The organism is Achromobacter sp. UBA4530 (assembly GCF_002388205.1).
Lineage (GTDB): Bacteria > Pseudomonadota > Gammaproteobacteria > Burkholderiales > Burkholderiaceae_B > Achromobacter > Achromobacter animicus.
This window is the reverse complement of record NZ_DGMA01000045.1, coordinates 42,803-58,503: the sequence shown is the minus strand read 5'-3', so window position 1 is coordinate 58,503 and position 15,701 is coordinate 42,803. Positions and strand designations below refer to the sequence as shown.

Genomic DNA, 15,701 nt, shown 5'->3' with positions numbered 1-15,701 from the left:
GCGCGCTGCCGGGCGTGATCTGTCTTGGGGCGGGTTCAGGCCGGCTGCCAGCCGCGCACGAACACATCCACGGGTTGGCGCTTGCCGCCCGCCTTTTGCAGTTCAAGCAAACGCAGCACGCCCTGACCGGTGGCAATGTCGATGCCCGCCGCGTCGGCGCGCAATACGCTGCCCGGCGCGGCCGTGGTGGCCTCGTCCAGCGCCTGCGCCCGCCAGACCTTCACCGCATCGGGCAGTCCCGGCAGGCGGATGCTGGCGCCGGGCACCGGATTGAACGCACGCACGCGGCGCGCCAGCAATTGGGCGGGCTGGGTGCAATCGAGCGCGGCTTCGGCCTTGTCCAGCTTGGCCGCGTAAGTCACGCCGTCTTCCGGCTGCTTGCGCGCGGTCAGGCCGCCCTTGGCCAGCGCGTCCAGCGCCTCGACGATGGCTTCGCCACCGGCCTCGGCCAGCGCGTCGTGCAACTGCGCCGCATTGGTATCGTCCGAAATCGGCACGATGCGTTCGAGCAGCATGTCGCCCGTATCCAGGCCCTCGTCCATCTGCATGATGGTGACGCCGGTGCGCGCATCGCCCGCTTCGATCGCGCGCTGGATCGGCGCCGCGCCGCGCCAGCGCGGCAAGAGGCTGGCGTGGATGTTCAGGCAGCCCAGACGCGGCAACTCCAGCACCCATTGCGGCAGGATCAATCCATACGCCGCCACCACCATGACATCGGGCGCCACGCTTTCCAGCAGGGCGCGCGCTTCGGCGGCCTCGTCGGGATAGCGGCCATCCAGGCGCAGGCTGCGCGGCTGAGCGACGGCGATGCCGGCGTCCAGCGCGGCCTGCTTGACGGGGCTGGGCGTGAGCTTCAGGCCCCGCCCCGCCGGCCGGTCCGGCTGCGTCATGACCAAGGGGATGTCGTGGCCGGCGGCCCGCAGGGCGTCGAACGCGATACGGGCGAATTCCGGGGTGCCGGCAAAAACGATGCGCATGAGGTGGACTGCTGAAGAGGTGAACGAAGGCGCGAGGGCGGGAATGGGCCGAAGTCAGGCCCCGGGATCAGGCGCGCAGCGCTTCCCGCTCCGCCTTCTTGAGCCTCGTTTTGATGCGATTCTGCTTGAGGTTCGACAGGTATTCCACGAACACCTTGCCTTCAAGATGATCCAGCTCGTGCTGCACGCACACGGCCAGAAGGCCGTCGGCTTCGAACTCGAACGGCTTGCCGTCGATGTCCAGCGCCTTGCAGCGGATGCGCGACGCGCGTTCCACCTCGTCGTAGACGCCGGGGACGGACAGACAGCCTTCTTCGTAGATCTTGTAGTCGTCGCTGCGCCAGGTGATCTCGGGATTGATCAGCGTCAGCAACTGATTGCTGTCTTCGGAAACGTCGATCACGACCACGCGCTCATGCACGTCGACCTGGGTCGCGGCCAGACCCACACCCGGCGCGTCGTACATGGTTTCGGCCATGTCGCGCACGAGTTGGCGGATGCGGTCGTCGACCTCGGCAACCGGCTTGGCCTTTTTGTGCAAGCGTGGGTCCGGGTAGCGAAGGATGGGAAGTAAAGCCATTGAATGGAGATGCCAGTAGGAATGCTTGTCCGAGAGTTTAATTCATTAGAGTCTTGATTTCTAATAGTTTTCGGCTAATTCCGGCATTGCGGACATTGCTTCGGCACCCTTTTTTCTAGCATTCCGGCGACGGCTCGCTGCGCGCGTATCGGTCCACCCGTCGCCCGCCGCCGCACACGGCGCATGCGACACTCTCGGACCCCCGACGCGTTTTCCGCGTCCTTTTCCGCCCGTTTCATGCCGCTGACGCAATCCTCCGACGAACTCGCCGCCTGGCTGCGGTTGTCCCTCGAACCCAACATCGGTTCGGCCACCGCCTGCATGCTACTTAGCGCGCTGGGTCTGCCCGACCAGATCTACGCGCAACGCGCCACTGCGCTGTCGCGGCACGTGCCCGAAGCGCTGGCGCGCCAGTTGGCAGCGCCCATGCCGGCCGACATGGCGGAACAGGTCGAGCGCGCGCTGGAATGGGTGCAGGCGCCCGGCCGCCACATCCTCACGCTGGCCGATCCCACCTATCCGCAAAGCCTGCTGACCATCGCCGATCCGCCGATCCTGCTCTACGTCGCGGGCGACCCGGCCTATCTGCAGGGACCATCGCTGGCGGTCGTTGGCGCGCGCAACGCCACGCCCGGCGGGCAGGAAAACGCGCGTGCCTTTGCGCGGCACCTTGCCGGCGCGGGCTGGCGCGTCGTCAGCGGCCTGGCGCTGGGCATCGATGCCGCGGCGCATGAAGGCGCGCTGGACGCGGGTCCCAAGGGCGCAGGCACCGTGGCGGTCATGGGAACAGGCATTGACCGCATCTATCCGGCCAGCCACCGCGATCTGGCGCATCGCATTGCGGCGCACGGCGCGCTGGTGTCCGAGCTGCCGCTGGGCACGGGCGCACGGCCGCAACACTTTCCCAAGCGCAACCGCATCGTGGCGGGCCTGGCGCGCGGCGTGCTGGTCGTGGAGGCCGCCAAGCAGAGCGGATCGCTGATCACAGCGCGGCTTGCCGGGGAATGCGGACGCGAGGTCTTCGCCATTCCCGGCTCCATCCATTCGCCGCTGTCGCGCGGCTGCCATGCCCTGATCCGCCAGGGCGCCAAGCTGGTCGAGACGGCCATGGACATCACGGATGAATTGGGCGGCGGACCCACGCCGCCGCAGCCCGCCCGCAAGGACGCGCCCGCCGTGCTCCCCCCGCATCCCGTGTTGGACGCATTGGGCTTTGACCCGCTGCACCTGGATGCCATCCAGGCGCGCTGCGGGCTGGAAACCGCCGCCCTGCAGACGCAACTGGTTGAACTGGAATTGCAGGGCCGCATCGCCCGCCTGGATGACGGCCGCTACCAGCGTTTGCACTAGCACCGCAACGGGGCCGGATGCGATGGCGCTAATATGTTCGGCAGCGCCGCAGCCTTGTAGCGCCGGTCACCCAATACCGATACAGGAAGAGACATGGCATTGCCCTCCCGCGTGAAGATCGTCGAGGTATCGCCCCGCGATGGTCTGCAAAACGAAAAGGAATTCGTCCCCACCGACATCAAGGTGGAACTGGTCAACCGCCTCAGCGCCGCGGGCTTCCCCAATGTGGAAGCCGCGTCGTTCGTGTCGCCCAAATGGGTGCCGCAGATGGCCGACGGCGCCGACGTGATGGCGCGCATCGAGCGCCGGCCCGGCACCATCTACTCCGTGCTGACGCCGAACATGAAGGGCTTTGAAGGGGCGCTGGCCGCCCGCGCGGACGAGATCGTGATCTTCGGCGCCGCCAGCGAGGCCTTTTCGCAGAAAAACATCAATTGCTCGATCGCCGAATCCATCGCGCGCTTCGAACCCGTGGTGCAGGCGGCGCGCGAAGCCGGCATTCGCGTGCGCGGCAGCATCAGCTGCGCGCTGGGCTGTCCCTACCAGGGCGAAGTCCCCGTCGAAGCGGTGGTCGACGTGGCGCAACGCTACCTGGCAATGCAGGTCGACGAGATCGACGTGGCCGACACCATCGGCGTGGGCACGCCCAAACGCGTGCGCGAAGTCATGGCCGCAGTCACGCGCGTCGTGGACCCGGCGCGCATCTCCGGCCATTTCCACGACACCTATGGCCAGGCGCTGGCCAACATCCTGGCGGCGCTGGATACCGACATCTCCATCTTCCACACCTCGGTGGCCGGCCTGGGGGGCTGCCCTTATGCCAAGGGCGCCACCGGCAATGTCGCGACAGAAGACGTGCTGTACATGCTGCGGGGTCTGGACATCGACACCGGCGTGGACTTCGACGCCGTGGTCGACATCGGTCAATGGATGTCGGCGCATCTGAACCGCAAGGGCTCCAGCCGCGCCGGCAACGCCATCGCCGCCAAGCGCGCGGCTTGATCTGCGCAGCATGACCCGCACCGCATGACCACGCAGAATGCCCCCTCCGCGCCCGAAGACCTCGCGGCGCTGCTCCGCGCCATCGGCCCGCTGCCCCTGGCGGGCCAGGCCTGGCCGGACTGGGTGCGTATTCTGACGTGGGTGTTGCTTGCCGTGCTGGGCGTGCAGGTCGTCACCACCGCAATCCGCGCGCCCTCGCAGCCTTTTGACACGCTCTTGGCGGTGGCCGTGGTGCTGTGCTTCGTCGCGCTGCTGTTCGTGTCGTGGCACATGCAGACATCCATCACCACGATCGACGACCGCGGCATCCGCCAGACCTGGTTCACCCGGCGTGAAGTCGCCTGGGAAGACGTGCGCTTCGCGCGGTTTGTACCCATGGTGTTTTCCAAGCGGCTCGTCGTGTTCACGCACCGCGGAAAACCCGTGATTTTTCAGGGCGGCACGCGGGAACTGCGCGTGGCGTTCGTGAAGATCGCTCAGGTGTATCGGCGCGGCTAACCAACGCGGTTAATCAACGGTCAAGCAGAAAAAAACGCCCCGAGTCCGGGGCGTTTGGTCATACAGGGCGATCCAGCTACGCGCCGCACTGGGCGCGTAGCCGATGCCGCCAAATCATCGAATCGGCAACGCGTACATCAACCCGCCCTGCGTCCACTGCGCATTCAGGCCGCGCTTGATCTTCAGCGGGCTGCCCTCGCCCACATTCCGCTCAAAACTCTCGCCGTAGTTGCCCACCTGCTTGACGATGTTGTACGCCCACTTCTCGTCCAACCCCAGGTTGGCGCCGCCACCCGGCGTCACCCCGAGGATGCGCTTGATGTTGGGGTTGGCGCTCTTGGCCTGTTCGTCCACGTTCTTGGACGTCACGCCGTATTCCTCGGCTTCGATCATGGCCGACAGCGACCAGCGCACGATGTTCAGCCACGCGTCGTCGCCCTGGCGAACGAACGGGCCCAACGGTTCCTTGGAGATGATCTCAGGCAGCACGACGTAGTCGTCGGGATTCTGCAGCTTGGAGATGCGGATCGACGCCAGACCCGACGCATCGGTCGAGAACACGTCGCAGCGGCCGGACGCGAACGCGTTGACGACCTCGTTGAAGGTCTCGATGACGACCGGCTTGTACGTCACGTTGTTGGCGCGCGCCCAGTCGGCCAGCGTGTTTTCGTTGGACGTGCCGGTCTGCAGGCAGATGGTGGCGCCGTTGATTTCCTTGGCGCTTTTCACGCCCAGCGACTTGTGCACCAGGAAGCCCTGGCCGTCGTAGAAGTTGATGCCGGCGTGGATGATGCCCAGCGCTGTGTCGCGCTGCTGCGTCACGGTGGTGTTGCGCGTCAGCACGTCGACTTCGCCGGATTGCAGCGCGGTGAAGCGTTGCTGCGAATTGAGCGGCACCACCTTGATCTTGTTCGCGTCGCCGAACACCGCAGCGGCGATGGCGCGGCACAGGTCCACGTCCAGGCCCTGCCATTTGCCTTGCGCGTCAGGGGCGGAAAAGCCGGCAAAGCCCGTAGTCGTGCCGCACGCCACGGCGCCGCGCTGCTTCACGACGTCCAGCGTCGCCGCCTGCACGCCCTGCGCGGCCGCCATCAAGAGCGCCGCGCCCACCAACCCTTTTGCAATGTTCATGACCTGGATTCCTTTCTGCTACCGGGCGCGAAAGCGCGCCAAGGCAAGAAGCTTATAGACATGAAGCGCCCCCGCCAAATAACGAGCGCTTATTTAGGTATGCCGCCGGCGGATGCCGGCGGCCTGCGCAGAAAGGATAGCAATGCGGGGCGGGCGTGGCGCTGCGCGCCGTCAAGCCGCCAGCGAGATCGACACCGGTTCGTTGGCCTGGCACGCGTCCAGCGCGCGGCCGAGGCGGACCATGCCCTGCGCGATCTGGCTTTCGTTCATCGTGGCAAACGACATGCGCATGGCAAAGAGATCCGCTTTCGCCGGGTCGGCGTAAAACGCCTTGCCCGGCACGTAGACCACCTCGTGCTCGATCGCGTAGGGCAACAGGCGCGTGGCATCCACGTCGCCCGTCAGCCGCGCCCAGAAGAACATGCCGCCCTCGGGCTTGCTGAAAGTGATGCGCCCGTCCAGTTCCCGCGCCAGCGAGTCAGCCATGGCGGCGCAGCGCAGGCCATAGGCGGCACGGATGCGCGGCACGTGTTCGTCGTAGCGACCGTTTGCCAGGTACTGCGCAACGATTTCCTGGATCCAGGCCGAGGACGCCATGTCGTCGGCCGCCTTGGCGCCGACGCAGCGGCGGCGGATCTCGGGCGGCGCGACCAGCCAGCCGATTCGCAGCGCGGGCGCCATCGTCTTGGACATGCTGGCCATGTACACCGCCCAGTGGCGGGCCTCGCCCTCTGCCAATGCCGCGATGGGCGGCACGGCTTCGCCGGCAAAGCGCAGTTCGCTGTAGGGATCGTCCTCGACGATCAGGAAACGGTGCTTGACCGCCAGTTCAAGCAAGCGCAGCCGGCGCTCACGCGTCAGGGTGGCGCCGCAGGGATTCGAGAACGAGGCGACGACGCAGACCATCTTGGGTTTCACGCGCGCGGCCAGTTCGTCCAGCGCGTCCACGTCGATGCCATCAGGACCCGACGGCACGGTGTGCACCGTGGCGCCCGTGTAGCGCAGGGCCTGCACGGAATTCGGGAAGGCCGGCGACTCGATGATGGCGTGGTCGCCCGGTTGCAGCATCACGCGGGTCAGAAGCGCCAGCGCCTGCTGCGAGCCGCCCGTCACGACAAGTTCGGTGTCGGCATTGCAGTGCAGGCCACGCGCCGCGGACAGCCGCGCCAGCTCATGCCGCAGGCTGGCCTGGCCGTCGATGTTGGAATACTGCAGGCAGGCGCCCAGCCGGGCCGTGACCTGCGACGACGCAATCGACAAGCCGTCGACGTCGAACAATTCCTGGGCCGGATAGCCACCGGCCAGCGAAATGGTGCCCGGACGCATGGCGTAGGGCATGAGCGATCGGATGGGCGAGGCGGGGGGATTCAGGAAAGGCGTGGCGAAGACGTATTCGGGCGCTGCACTGGACATGGCGTGGGGGCTGATTAAGAGGGAAACGTGTCGCCCGAATGGGCGGCGCCGGACGGCATAGAACTTTGAAATATAAACAAATCTCCGCAAATTCTAAGCCTGCCGATCAGACAGGGTCAACGGCGGGATTCGGGGCGGCGGATACCCGCGCGGCGGCGGGCCCGAAACACGTCCTACACTATGGGACTTCCTGTTTTTGCCAGAGAGCTGCATGACCGCCGAAGACACCATGGCCGGGCGCCTCGCCCAGATCCAGCAACGCATCCACGAGGCCTGCGAGCGCGCGGGCCGCGCACCGGGCAGCGTGACTTTGCTGCCCGTCAGCAAGACGTTCGGCGAGGACGCCATCCGCGAGGCGATGGCGCTGGGCCTGACGCGCTTTGGCGAAAACAAGACGCAGGAGATCCGCCAGAAGGCCGCCGCGTTCGAAGGCGACGGGCTGCAATGGGTGCTAATCGGCCACCTGCAGACCAACAAGGCCAAGGATGCCGCGCGCGACGCCGCGGAAGTGCAATCCCTGGACCGCGTGGATCTGGCCGATGCCCTGCACCGCCGTCTGCAAAATGAGGGCCGCACGCTGGACGTGCTGGTGCAGGTCAAGACGTCGTCCGAGCCCAGCAAGTTCGGCATGGAGCCCGAGGAGGTCGGCCCCTTCCTGCGCCGCATTGCCTCGGAATACCCGACGCTGCGTGTGCAGGGCCTCATGACCCTGGCGGTCAACTCGCCCGATGCCGACGAAGTCCGCGCTTGCTTTCGCGCGCTGCGCGAGCTGCGGGATGGTCTGGTGCAGGAGAACATTCCCGGCGTGGCGCTGGACCGGCTGTCGATGGGCATGAGCGGCGACTTCGAACTGGCCATCGAGGAAGGCTCGACGGAGGTGCGCATCGGTTCGGCCATCTTTGGCGCGCGGCACTATCCGGATCCGCAATAACGCGGACCCACGCGGACTTGTCGCAGCGGCAATAGGCTGGCGCGCGACGATTTGAGGGGGCCCAGATCACGGGCCCCTTTTTGCGTAGGCGCAAGGCATAATAGCCACGCAAAAAATATGCGGCGCAAGTTGACGTCGATCAACACGCGGACGCCGCGCTCACGATACCCCGCACGAGGAGACACTCCATGCACAAGCACGCAAAGCGCCTGCTGGCGCTTGCCGCCCTATCGCTGGCCGCCACCGCGGCCGCAGCCCAGTCCTGGCCCACGCAACCGGTCCGCTGGATCGTTCCCTACCCCGCCGGTGGCGGCACCGACGTGGTCGCACGCACGGTGGCCAGCAGCCTGGAAAAGACGCTGGGCCAGACCATCGTGGTCGAGAACCGTCCGGGCGCCGGCACCATCATTGGCGCCACGGCCATCGCCCAGGCGGAACCGAACGGCTACCTGGTGGGCACCGCCGACTCGGGCACGCTGGCATTCAATTCGTCGCTGTACGCCAAGCTCTCGTACGACCCCGCCAAGTTCACCTACATCGGCGGCATCGCCAAGTTCCCGCTGCTGCTGGCCGTGAACGTCAACTCGCCGTACAAGACGGTCGAAGACGTGCTCGCCGCGGCCAGGAAGGAACCCGGCAAGCTGACGTCGGCCTCCGCCGGCGCAGGCTCGCCGCATCACCTGGCGCTGGAACTCTTCAAGCAGCGCACCGGCGCCAACGTGCTGCACGTCCCGTACAAGGGCGCCGCGCCCGCCATCCAGGATCTGCTGGGCGGCCAGGTGGACATGATGTTCATCGATCTGGGTTCGGGCCTGCCCAACGTCAAGGCCGGCAAGCTGCGCGTGCTCGCCGCCGCCACGCCCGAACGCGTGACGGTGCTGCCGGATGTCCCGACGATGGCCGAACAGGGCGTCGCCAATTTCACGGCCTACGCCTGGCAAGGCCTGGTCGGCCCGGCCGGTCTGCCCGACGCGGTGGTGAAGAAGCTGTCCGCGGATCTGGACGCCACGCTCAAGTCACCCGCGGTGTCGCAGAAGATGCTGGACATGGGCGTCATCCCCATGCCGATGTCGGCGCAGGACTTCAAGACGTATGCCGATCAGGAACGCAGCGCCTGGGCGGACGTCATCAAGAAGGCGAACATCAAACTGGAGTGATCGCCCCCGGCATCACCCGGCAAGGCAAAAAGCCGCGGTCGACTGACCGCGGCTTTTTTATGGCGTAGATAGGGTCCTTACTAGAATCCGTTGAACAGCTTGTTCATATCGACACTGTTTTGCATGCTGCGCAACTGGGCATCCCGTTCGCGTTGAGCGGCTTCGTGTCGCTGCGCTTCAGTGGGCGGGGCCAGGGTCACCGGATTGCCCGTGCCTCGATAGACGCGACGATAACGCAGGTATCCCTGCGGCTCCCAACTGCCGGGCACCGGATCCACGCAGCCAGCCCAGCCTTGGGGATGGTCAAAGGGCCGAAAGCCCGCATAGGAATCGTGCGTATAGTTGGCAAACAAGTACGCTTGCGGCGTCAGATGCTCAGGGTTTTCAGGCGTGCCTAACACCGGGTGTGCCTTCAGGTGCGCCAATACGTCTCTGGCTTCGCTGGCCAGGGCGGAGCGACGCAAGAGATTGCCAAGCGCCACGCTGGCGTAAAGCGAAGTACTGATCATGGCAGCCCTTTCGTAGCGTTGGACTTGCTCTTCGGTCTGGCCGTCCAGCGCGGCGATGTCGCCCAGCAGTGTCTGGTTGGCGCCTTCCAAGTCCTGGAAGTCATTGGGAAAGTTCGCTTGGGTACGCGATACCCACGATAGTGCGGACGCATAGACGTCACGTACCTGATAGCGCCAAGCCAGGTAGGGCAACAGCGATTGAGCAGTCGTCGCTGCGGCTGGGGTTGCCTTCATAAAGGCGGTGTATGCGTTGAGGACATTGGGGTGGATGGCGAAAGGGTCGTAGCCGTCGAGTTTGGCAGCATCCGTGCGGTCCAGGGGAACTTGCGCCTGCCTCGCCGCTTCGTACATCAGCGCCAAGGGAATTTGCGACAACATATCGTCATGCTGCCCGCTGGGACCACGCCCCTGGCTACCCGGCAGGTAGCCCCCTCCCACATCGGAATGCATGCCAGGCAACGCGTATTGCTTCTGCTTTTCCGCAAGAATGCCATCGGAGCCGCGCAAGCTTTCCAATTGGAACGAAGCGCGATTCTCGTGCATTGCGGTGTAGTGCACACATTGCACATGGCTTGGTACACGCAATGCGGTGGCGCTGGCCCAGGCAAAGTGACCATCGCCGCCGGCGCTATCAGGCAGGCCCACGGAAGCGACTGTGTCGAACAGCCCTAGAAAGCGAATGCGCGTGGGCACGCCACACAAGCGGTCGCCGTCCATCATCGCCAGCAACCAGTTGCAGAACACGCGGGCTTGCGCGGCGCCACGGGAAAAGCCGAATACATCCAGCGTGATGTCCACCAGCTTCGGTTTGCTGGTGTTGGCTATCTTGTCCGCCAACGCCTGAGTCTCGCGCTGAAAAAAAGCTTCCGCATGAGCACGGGCGCCATTGCTGTCGCACAGCAAGCCGCCTTCGGTGCGCATGCCCACTGCATCCAGCGCCTGAACATCCTGTACGCCCCCTTTCAGCGGCGCGTACATGCTGTGTCGTCGGTGGTATCCGCGTTTGCCGTTACGACACAGGGCGAGGATGACTTCGTCCACATATCGATTGCGGCCGCTGCTGATCGACGCATGGATCACGTTCAGCACGCCAAGCAACGCATAGTTGATGCGCCCATCGCCGCCCCGTCCCATCGCTGGACCGAAAGAGGCGTAGACGTCCTCACCAATGTCTGGAAAGGGCGTGCCCACACCGGGGATATAAAGGGGATACTTGCCCTCATTCCTTTTATCAGGATATGCGCGGAACAGCCTGGCCACGTTACTGTCCTTGCGCGCTATTCGCTGGGTCATTCCCGGTCCGAGCCCCTGCTCGCACCCATCCGAGTCATCCCAATCCTGGTTGTTGCCCGTGCCGTCGAAGAAAATGCCGATTTGCAGGTCGATCTCGCAGTTCTCCGACGCGGGTATGCACTGCGGAAACATCGGCACAAGTCCCGGGGTGGGACCGAGAGGATGAGTGCTAAACACTTCGTTCATGAAAACTTCCTGGTTGTCCACGTCATGTTCAGGGGCTTCAATCATTTGTCCAGGGACTCGGTCAGTACGGGCGGGGCCCCCACTGGGCAACGTGGCGACCATGCGCCATATATCTCGGAGGGCCTTATGTCTGATATTGCGTCGTGAGGACCGCGATATTCTTCATTCCCGTAGCCGGGACTGATATTCGATGAAATGGCGCGGACGCTTCCGTCGGACAGGAAGTGGATATACAGACGCCCTACCTGCTCATAACGCTCCACGGGCACGCGACGTTCACGGCTTTCCCAGGTGCAGTCGCGCCAGTTGGTCACACCCCAGCTCACCAACACGGTCAGATCAGACCGCCATTTCCGGGGCAGCTTCGCGCAGCAAACGATTCGCCCTCCAGTACCCGCCTGGTGTCCACTGACACCATTGACCCAAAAGTCCTGAACGCTCAGGTGGTCGGGCAGGTGGTCGATGCCCGACAGGGAAGCCGGCACCATGGCCTCCTTGGGCTGAACAACGTCGCAACCGGCCAGGCCCAGCAGCAGCACCAACCTCATCGTCAACCGAGTGGCACGGTTCATATCAATTTGCCTCCTCCATCACAACGGGACCGCCGCGGGAAGGACACCGTTCGCCATAGTCGCCGTAGGCATGCCAGGGGTTCTTATCGGGGATGGGGTCTTGCGGGCCAAGGTATTCCTCGTTCCCGTACCCGGGACTGATGTTCGAGGAAATGGCACGAACGCTTCCGTCGAACAGGAAATGGATATACAGGCGCCCCACCTGCTCATACCGCTCCACCGGCACTCGGCGCTCGCGGCGCTCGCCCCCACAGTCCCGCCAGTTGGTCACATGCCAGCTCACCAACACAGTCAGGTCAGGCCGCCATTTCCGGGGCAGCTTTGCGCAGCAAACGATGCTGCCGCCCGTCCCCGCCTGATGACCACTGGCGCCATTGACCCAGAAGTTCTGAACGCTCAGGTGGTCGGGCAGGTGGTCGATGCCCGACAGGGATGCCGGAACCATGGCCTCCTTGGGCTGAACAACATCGCAACCGGCCAAGCCCAGCAGCAACACCAATCTCATAGTCAACCGCGTGGGGCAGTTCATATCAATTTGCCTCCTCCATCACAACGGGACCGCCGAGGGAAGGACACCTTTCGCCATAGTCGCCGTAGGCATGCCAGGGATTCTTGTCGGGGATGGCGTCTTGCGGGCCAAGGTATTCTTCGTTCCCGTACCCGGGACTGATGTTCGAGGAAATGGCGCGGACGCTTCCGTCGGACAGGAAGTGGATATACAAACGTCCCACCTGCTCATACCGCTCCACCGGCACCCGGCGCTCACGGCGCTCGCCACCACAGTCCCTCCAATTGAGGACATCCCACCCCACCAGCACCGTCAAATCAGCGCGCCATCGTCGAGGCAGCTTCGCACAGCACACGATGCTGCCTCCGGATCCCGCCTGATGGCCGCTGGCGCCATCGACCCAGAAATCGGGAACGCTCAGATGGTCGGGCAGATGGTCGATTCCCGTCAGAGATGCTGGCACCACGTCTTCCTTGGGTCGAACGCCGTCGCATCCAGTCATTCCAAGCAGAACAAGCAATGCCATCGTCAGTCGTGCTGTGGCGTTCATATCAACTAGCCCCTTGAGTCGAAGACGCGGGGCCAAATGCCAGGATGCCGCTGACATCACCGCTTCGGCTTGCCTGCCTTAACGCCGCCTCGAATCGGTCGTCGTGCAACACTTGCGCCGCCGTCTGCCATACCACCAATACCGCTGATATCTTTACGGCCACGTCGTGCACCTGCAGTCGCTGGAGCCGTTCATGGACTTGAGCGGCCCAGTCAAGGCGTCGTCCGCTCGTGCCTTGCGCGGGTATGCGGTGGTTGGCGCGCGATGCGGCGAGAAACAGCTCGCCGACTCGAGTGGCCTTGAGCATCCGGTGCCATTGTTCGGGCTGCAGATGCAGTGGCAGAGAATCGCCAGAACGCGCTGACCGTACGGGATCTTGTCGCGCGCAACATTCCCTGGCTGCCATATCGTGGTGATGCCACGCCTGCACCGGACCCAGTACGGCCCGGCGTTGTTCGGAAGATAGCGTCTGCCAGACATTGGAAAACGCGCGGCCGTCGGCGAAGCGGAAGTAGTAGCGCTTGCCGCTACTGGCATGGATGAACCGCAGTTGTCGCAAGTGCAGCAAGACTTGCTCCATCGGGACCGAGCCGCGCAACACGCCATAGCCAAACATCACTTCCCGATTGCCGGCCGAAAGCTGATTCATCAGCTGAACCACGGACTGACACGCGGGCAATAGCAGCGGGCCAACACGGGCAGCCTGGGGGCCTTCGTCCTCGTAAAGCAGACGGATTTCCGGTGCTTCCAGGATGCGGTCGCGAAGTGCAATGTCATGCAGCAATGCGCCATCGAAGAGCAAATAGCTGTGCGTGGAGATGCTCATACGGGCACCACCGGGCCACCCGTTCGCGCGGCGCGCAGGAAGCAATCCAGGCAGAAGTCGCTTTCCACGCCGACATCCGGATTCCCTTCGATGGCAAAGGGATTGCCGTGGCCTGTTGCCACGCATTGCAGCGGTCCTTTCATCTGGACTTGCACCCCATTCAGCGTGATGCCGTCGGCATGCAAAGTGATGGCTCCACCGGGGCCCTTCAGGCTGAACACCTCGCCGGCTTGCAACTCGATCACACACGAACGCCGGCGGATCGCCTGGCCCGCTTGCAGGTCCGCGTGGCCCTCGACAGTGTGTTCCTGGTGTCCGCCGATGCTCACCCAATGATTGGCCATAGTCTTGTCGCGGCGGTGGTTGCCCACTTCTTCGGTGCGATCCTTGGCGATATGGATGGTGTGGTTACGCCCCACATGAAGAAGGTCGTCCCGCCCGATGTCGTGCCGCCGGTCCTGGCCGATGGTGACCTGTTCGTCGTTGCCCACCGTCTCCTTCCGGTCGTGGCCGATCGTGATGGTTTCATCGTTCTCGACCTGCTCGCTGCGGTCATGCCCCACAAACGTCGACTCGTCGTTGTTGACGTGGATGTTCTGGTCTTTCTGCGCGTGGACGTAGATTTCTTCCTGGTCCTTCTCATCCTCAAAACGCAGTTCGTTGGATCCCTCGCCCTTGTGGGTCTTGCTCTTGATCGTCATCCGCGTCTTATGTCGCGGCAGTTCGTAGGGCGGCAATTGCAGGCGGTTGTAGACGCGGCCGGTGATCACGGGCTGGTCGGGGTCGCCGTCGAAGTAAGAGACGATGACTTCCTGACCGATGCGCGGGATGGCCATGTGGCCCCAGGTGGCGCCGGCGATGTTCTGCGAGACGCGAATCCAGCAGGAGCTGTATTCGTCCTCCTTGCCGAGCCGGTCCCAGGGGAACTGGACCTTCACCCGGCCGTATTCGTCGGTATAGATCTCTTCATTGGACGGGCCGACCACCACAGCGTTCTGCGGACCGTCGATGCGCGGCCTGGGTAGAGGTTCCGCGCGCCATTCGGCGTCGTCAGGAACCAGCTCCGCCTCGTAGCTGTAGTGCGTCCCCAACTGGGCCTGTGCACTTTCCTCGGCCTGACTTGTGTGCTGAATGCCACGGTGGACAATGCGCACCGGGCGCCAGCCGCGGTTCAGATCTTCGCGCGGATGACCGGTCAGGCTAAATGAAATGCCCGGCTGGAGCCGCGGGTCATTGCCTTCAACGAAAGCGACGCGCGAATCGCGGCGATGGCCGCGCAGGCGGTTCTCGGCGAAAGGTCTTCCGGCTTCGTCGAACTTGGCGCGAGCGGGGTAGTCGTAACGCTCGTAACGGCGGCCTTGATGGTCCAGATCTCGGCCATCGCGGCTGTGCTGGTGGGTGTAGCGCGGATGGTGAAAGGTGTAGTCGCGCTGGGTCTGGCGCGCGGTGCGCACGTTCTCGGTGTAGGAGAATCGCCGCAGCGCTGGCTGCTGCTGGTCGCCGCCGGGTGTGGGGTTGTACTGCACCGGCTCGTCGCCGACGCAGCCGTGAATGAACAGGCGGTCGCTGTGGATAAGTTGATGGCCTTCGGCACTATGTCGGTAGGAATAGAAAAATCCTTCCTCGCGCATGATGCGTTCGACGAAGTGATAGTCAGTGTCGCCCGCTTGCACGCAGTATTCGCGCGCCTGATGTTCGGTGGTGCCGCGCAGCTCGTAATCCTGGGTAAGACCATGCGCCTTGAGCACCGCCTCGGTGATCTGCGGGACGCTAAGCGACTGAAAGATGCGCCAGTCGGAACTGAGCTTTAGCCGCGCCAGGCGCGGCTCGACAATCGCCGAGTAGCGCGTACGCCGAAAACCCGTGTCGCCCTGAACAAAGGAGGACACCACACCGTGAACATGGCGCACGGGGGTGCCGCCCTGCCAGATCGTCAGACACGCGGGACGGTCAAGCACTTGGCCAAAATCTACGGCGGGGTTGGCGCTGGACAGATCGACCGTAAGCAGAAACGTCTCGGAAAGCGCTTCGTGCAGATCGAACCGAACCACCTCGAACGCATCTGTCGCCGTACTGCCGATGAGATCGAAGGTGAATCGCAAATCAGATTGGACGGGCATGGCAAGCTCGGGGATGACCAGGGCGGTTGCCCGGTATCAACGTTGAGGAAGCTGACCGGCGATTCGGGGCCTGCAATAGCCTGGTGCAGCGGCAAGCG

Annotated in this window: 15 protein-coding genes; 5 read left to right on the top strand and 10 right to left on the bottom strand. The window is 64.2% G+C overall.

Translation table 11 applies throughout. From position 1 onward, the window contains the following. Positions 1-35 precede the first annotated feature (35 nt). Both fmt and def read right to left on the bottom strand, forming a co-directional pair. Positions 36-977, bottom strand: coding sequence for a methionyl-tRNA formyltransferase (fmt, locus tag B2W22_RS26540; protein WP_286940196.1), 942 nt, complete (start codon positions 975-977; stop codon positions 36-38). Positions 978-1,044: 67 nt separating this feature from the next. Further along, positions 1,045-1,557, bottom strand: a complete 513-nt coding sequence (gene def / locus B2W22_RS26535; protein ID WP_175122059.1) for a peptide deformylase — start codon at positions 1,555-1,557, stop codon at positions 1,045-1,047. Between the two features lie 237 nt (positions 1,558-1,794). Here def and dprA point away from each other — a divergent pair, with 237 nt between their 5' ends. From dprA to B2W22_RS26520, 3 genes are all read left to right on the top strand, one after another. Beyond that, entirely contained in the window at positions 1,795-2,907 is a 1,113-nt protein-coding gene (gene dprA / locus B2W22_RS26530) for a DNA-processing protein DprA (protein WP_286940217.1), read from the top strand. Between the two features lie 93 nt (positions 2,908-3,000). Then, positions 3,001-3,909, top strand: coding sequence for a hydroxymethylglutaryl-CoA lyase (locus tag B2W22_RS26525; RefSeq protein ID WP_286940193.1), 909 nt, complete (start codon positions 3,001-3,003; stop codon positions 3,907-3,909). A 24-nt stretch (positions 3,910-3,933) separates the two neighbouring features. Further along, entirely contained in the window at positions 3,934-4,407 is a 474-nt protein-coding gene (locus tag B2W22_RS26520) for a hypothetical protein (protein ID WP_175122057.1), read from the top strand. 114 nt (positions 4,408-4,521) lie between these two features. Here the strand turns inward: B2W22_RS26520 and B2W22_RS26515 are convergent, their stop codons facing one another. After that, the gene (locus B2W22_RS26515) at positions 4,522-5,538 is read right to left on the bottom strand and encodes an amino acid ABC transporter substrate-binding protein (protein ID WP_175122056.1); all 1,017 of its coding nucleotides are present in this window, start codon (positions 5,536-5,538) and stop codon (positions 4,522-4,524) included. Between the two features lie 171 nt (positions 5,539-5,709). Beyond that, positions 5,710-6,951, bottom strand: a complete 1,242-nt coding sequence (locus tag B2W22_RS26510) for a PLP-dependent aminotransferase family protein (protein ID WP_175122055.1) — start codon at positions 6,949-6,951, stop codon at positions 5,710-5,712. 211 nt (positions 6,952-7,162) lie between these two features. On the opposite strand from B2W22_RS26510, the gene B2W22_RS26505 reads away from it, so the two are divergent. Further along, entirely contained in the window at positions 7,163-7,882 is a 720-nt protein-coding gene (locus tag B2W22_RS26505) for a YggS family pyridoxal phosphate-dependent enzyme (RefSeq protein ID WP_175122054.1), read from the top strand. A 188-nt stretch (positions 7,883-8,070) separates the two neighbouring features. Further along, complete coding sequence (locus B2W22_RS26500) at positions 8,071-9,039, top strand: Bug family tripartite tricarboxylate transporter substrate binding protein (RefSeq protein WP_175122053.1); 969 nt, start codon at positions 8,071-8,073, stop codon at positions 9,037-9,039. 80 nt (positions 9,040-9,119) lie between these two features. Here the strand turns inward: B2W22_RS26500 and B2W22_RS26495 are convergent, their stop codons facing one another. From B2W22_RS26495 to B2W22_RS26470, 6 genes are read right to left on the bottom strand one after another with little or no spacing between them, the layout of a single operon-like run. Then, positions 9,120-11,027 carry a T6SS phospholipase effector Tle1-like catalytic domain-containing protein gene (locus B2W22_RS26495; protein ID WP_286940189.1) on the bottom strand — a complete coding sequence of 636 codons (1,908 nt, stop codon included), beginning with the start codon at positions 11,025-11,027 and terminating at the stop codon, positions 9,120-9,122. A gap of 41 nt (positions 11,028-11,068) precedes the next feature. After that, on the bottom strand, positions 11,069-11,599 hold the full coding sequence (locus tag B2W22_RS26490; protein WP_286940188.1) for a DUF3304 domain-containing protein: 531 nt from the start codon (positions 11,597-11,599) through the stop codon (positions 11,069-11,071). 1 nt (position 11,600) lies between these two features. Continuing rightward, complete coding sequence (locus B2W22_RS26485) at positions 11,601-12,128, bottom strand: DUF3304 domain-containing protein (RefSeq protein ID WP_286940186.1); 528 nt, start codon at positions 12,126-12,128, stop codon at positions 11,601-11,603. 1 nt (position 12,129) lies between these two features. After that, on the bottom strand, positions 12,130-12,657 hold the full coding sequence (locus B2W22_RS26480) for a DUF3304 domain-containing protein (protein ID WP_286940185.1): 528 nt from the start codon (positions 12,655-12,657) through the stop codon (positions 12,130-12,132). A gap of 1 nt (position 12,658) precedes the next feature. Next, on the bottom strand, positions 12,659-13,483 hold the full coding sequence (locus tag B2W22_RS26475; RefSeq protein ID WP_286940183.1) for a DUF4123 domain-containing protein: 825 nt from the start codon (positions 13,481-13,483) through the stop codon (positions 12,659-12,661). Then, the gene (locus B2W22_RS26470) at positions 13,480-15,603 is read right to left on the bottom strand and encodes a type VI secretion system Vgr family protein (RefSeq protein ID WP_286940181.1); all 2,124 of its coding nucleotides are present in this window, start codon (positions 15,601-15,603) and stop codon (positions 13,480-13,482) included. Before B2W22_RS26470 ends, B2W22_RS26475 begins: the two co-directional genes overlap by 4 nt. Between the last annotated feature and the right edge of the window lie 98 nt (positions 15,604-15,701).

What these genes read in the sequence shown, in the direction of transcription:
- B2W22_RS26525 (WP_286940193.1), top strand. Translation starts at nt 3,001, where the DNA reads ATGGCATTGCCCTCCCGCGTGAAGATCGTCGAGGTATCGCCCCGCGAT.
- B2W22_RS26490 (WP_286940188.1), bottom strand. Translation starts at nt 11,599, where the DNA reads ATGAACCGTGCCACTCGGTTGACGATGAGGTTGGTGCTGCTGCTGGGC.
- B2W22_RS26510 (WP_175122055.1), bottom strand. Translation starts at nt 6,951, where the DNA reads ATGTCCAGTGCAGCGCCCGAATACGTCTTCGCCACGCCTTTCCTGAAT.
- B2W22_RS26475 (WP_286940183.1), bottom strand. Translation starts at nt 13,483, where the DNA reads ATGAGCATCTCCACGCACAGCTATTTGCTCTTCGATGGCGCATTGCTG.
- B2W22_RS26500 (WP_175122053.1), top strand. Translation starts at nt 8,071, where the DNA reads ATGCACAAGCACGCAAAGCGCCTGCTGGCGCTTGCCGCCCTATCGCTG.
- B2W22_RS26515 (WP_175122056.1), bottom strand. Translation starts at nt 5,538, where the DNA reads ATGAACATTGCAAAAGGGTTGGTGGGCGCGGCGCTCTTGATGGCGGCC.
- B2W22_RS26505 (WP_175122054.1), top strand. Translation starts at nt 7,163, where the DNA reads ATGACCGCCGAAGACACCATGGCCGGGCGCCTCGCCCAGATCCAGCAA.
- dprA (WP_286940217.1), top strand. Translation starts at nt 1,795, where the DNA reads ATGCCGCTGACGCAATCCTCCGACGAACTCGCCGCCTGGCTGCGGTTG.
- B2W22_RS26485 (WP_286940186.1), bottom strand. Translation starts at nt 12,128, where the DNA reads ATGAACTGCCCCACGCGGTTGACTATGAGATTGGTGTTGCTGCTGGGC.
- def (WP_175122059.1), bottom strand. Translation starts at nt 1,557, where the DNA reads ATGGCTTTACTTCCCATCCTTCGCTACCCGGACCCACGCTTGCACAAA.
- B2W22_RS26520 (WP_175122057.1), top strand. Translation starts at nt 3,934, where the DNA reads ATGACCACGCAGAATGCCCCCTCCGCGCCCGAAGACCTCGCGGCGCTG.
- B2W22_RS26495 (WP_286940189.1), bottom strand. Translation starts at nt 11,027, where the DNA reads ATGAACGAAGTGTTTAGCACTCATCCTCTCGGTCCCACCCCGGGACTT.
- B2W22_RS26470 (WP_286940181.1), bottom strand. Translation starts at nt 15,603, where the DNA reads ATGCCCGTCCAATCTGATTTGCGATTCACCTTCGATCTCATCGGCAGT.
- B2W22_RS26480 (WP_286940185.1), bottom strand. Translation starts at nt 12,657, where the DNA reads ATGAACGCCACAGCACGACTGACGATGGCATTGCTTGTTCTGCTTGGA.
- fmt (WP_286940196.1), bottom strand. Translation starts at nt 977, where the DNA reads ATGCGCATCGTTTTTGCCGGCACCCCGGAATTCGCCCGTATCGCGTTC.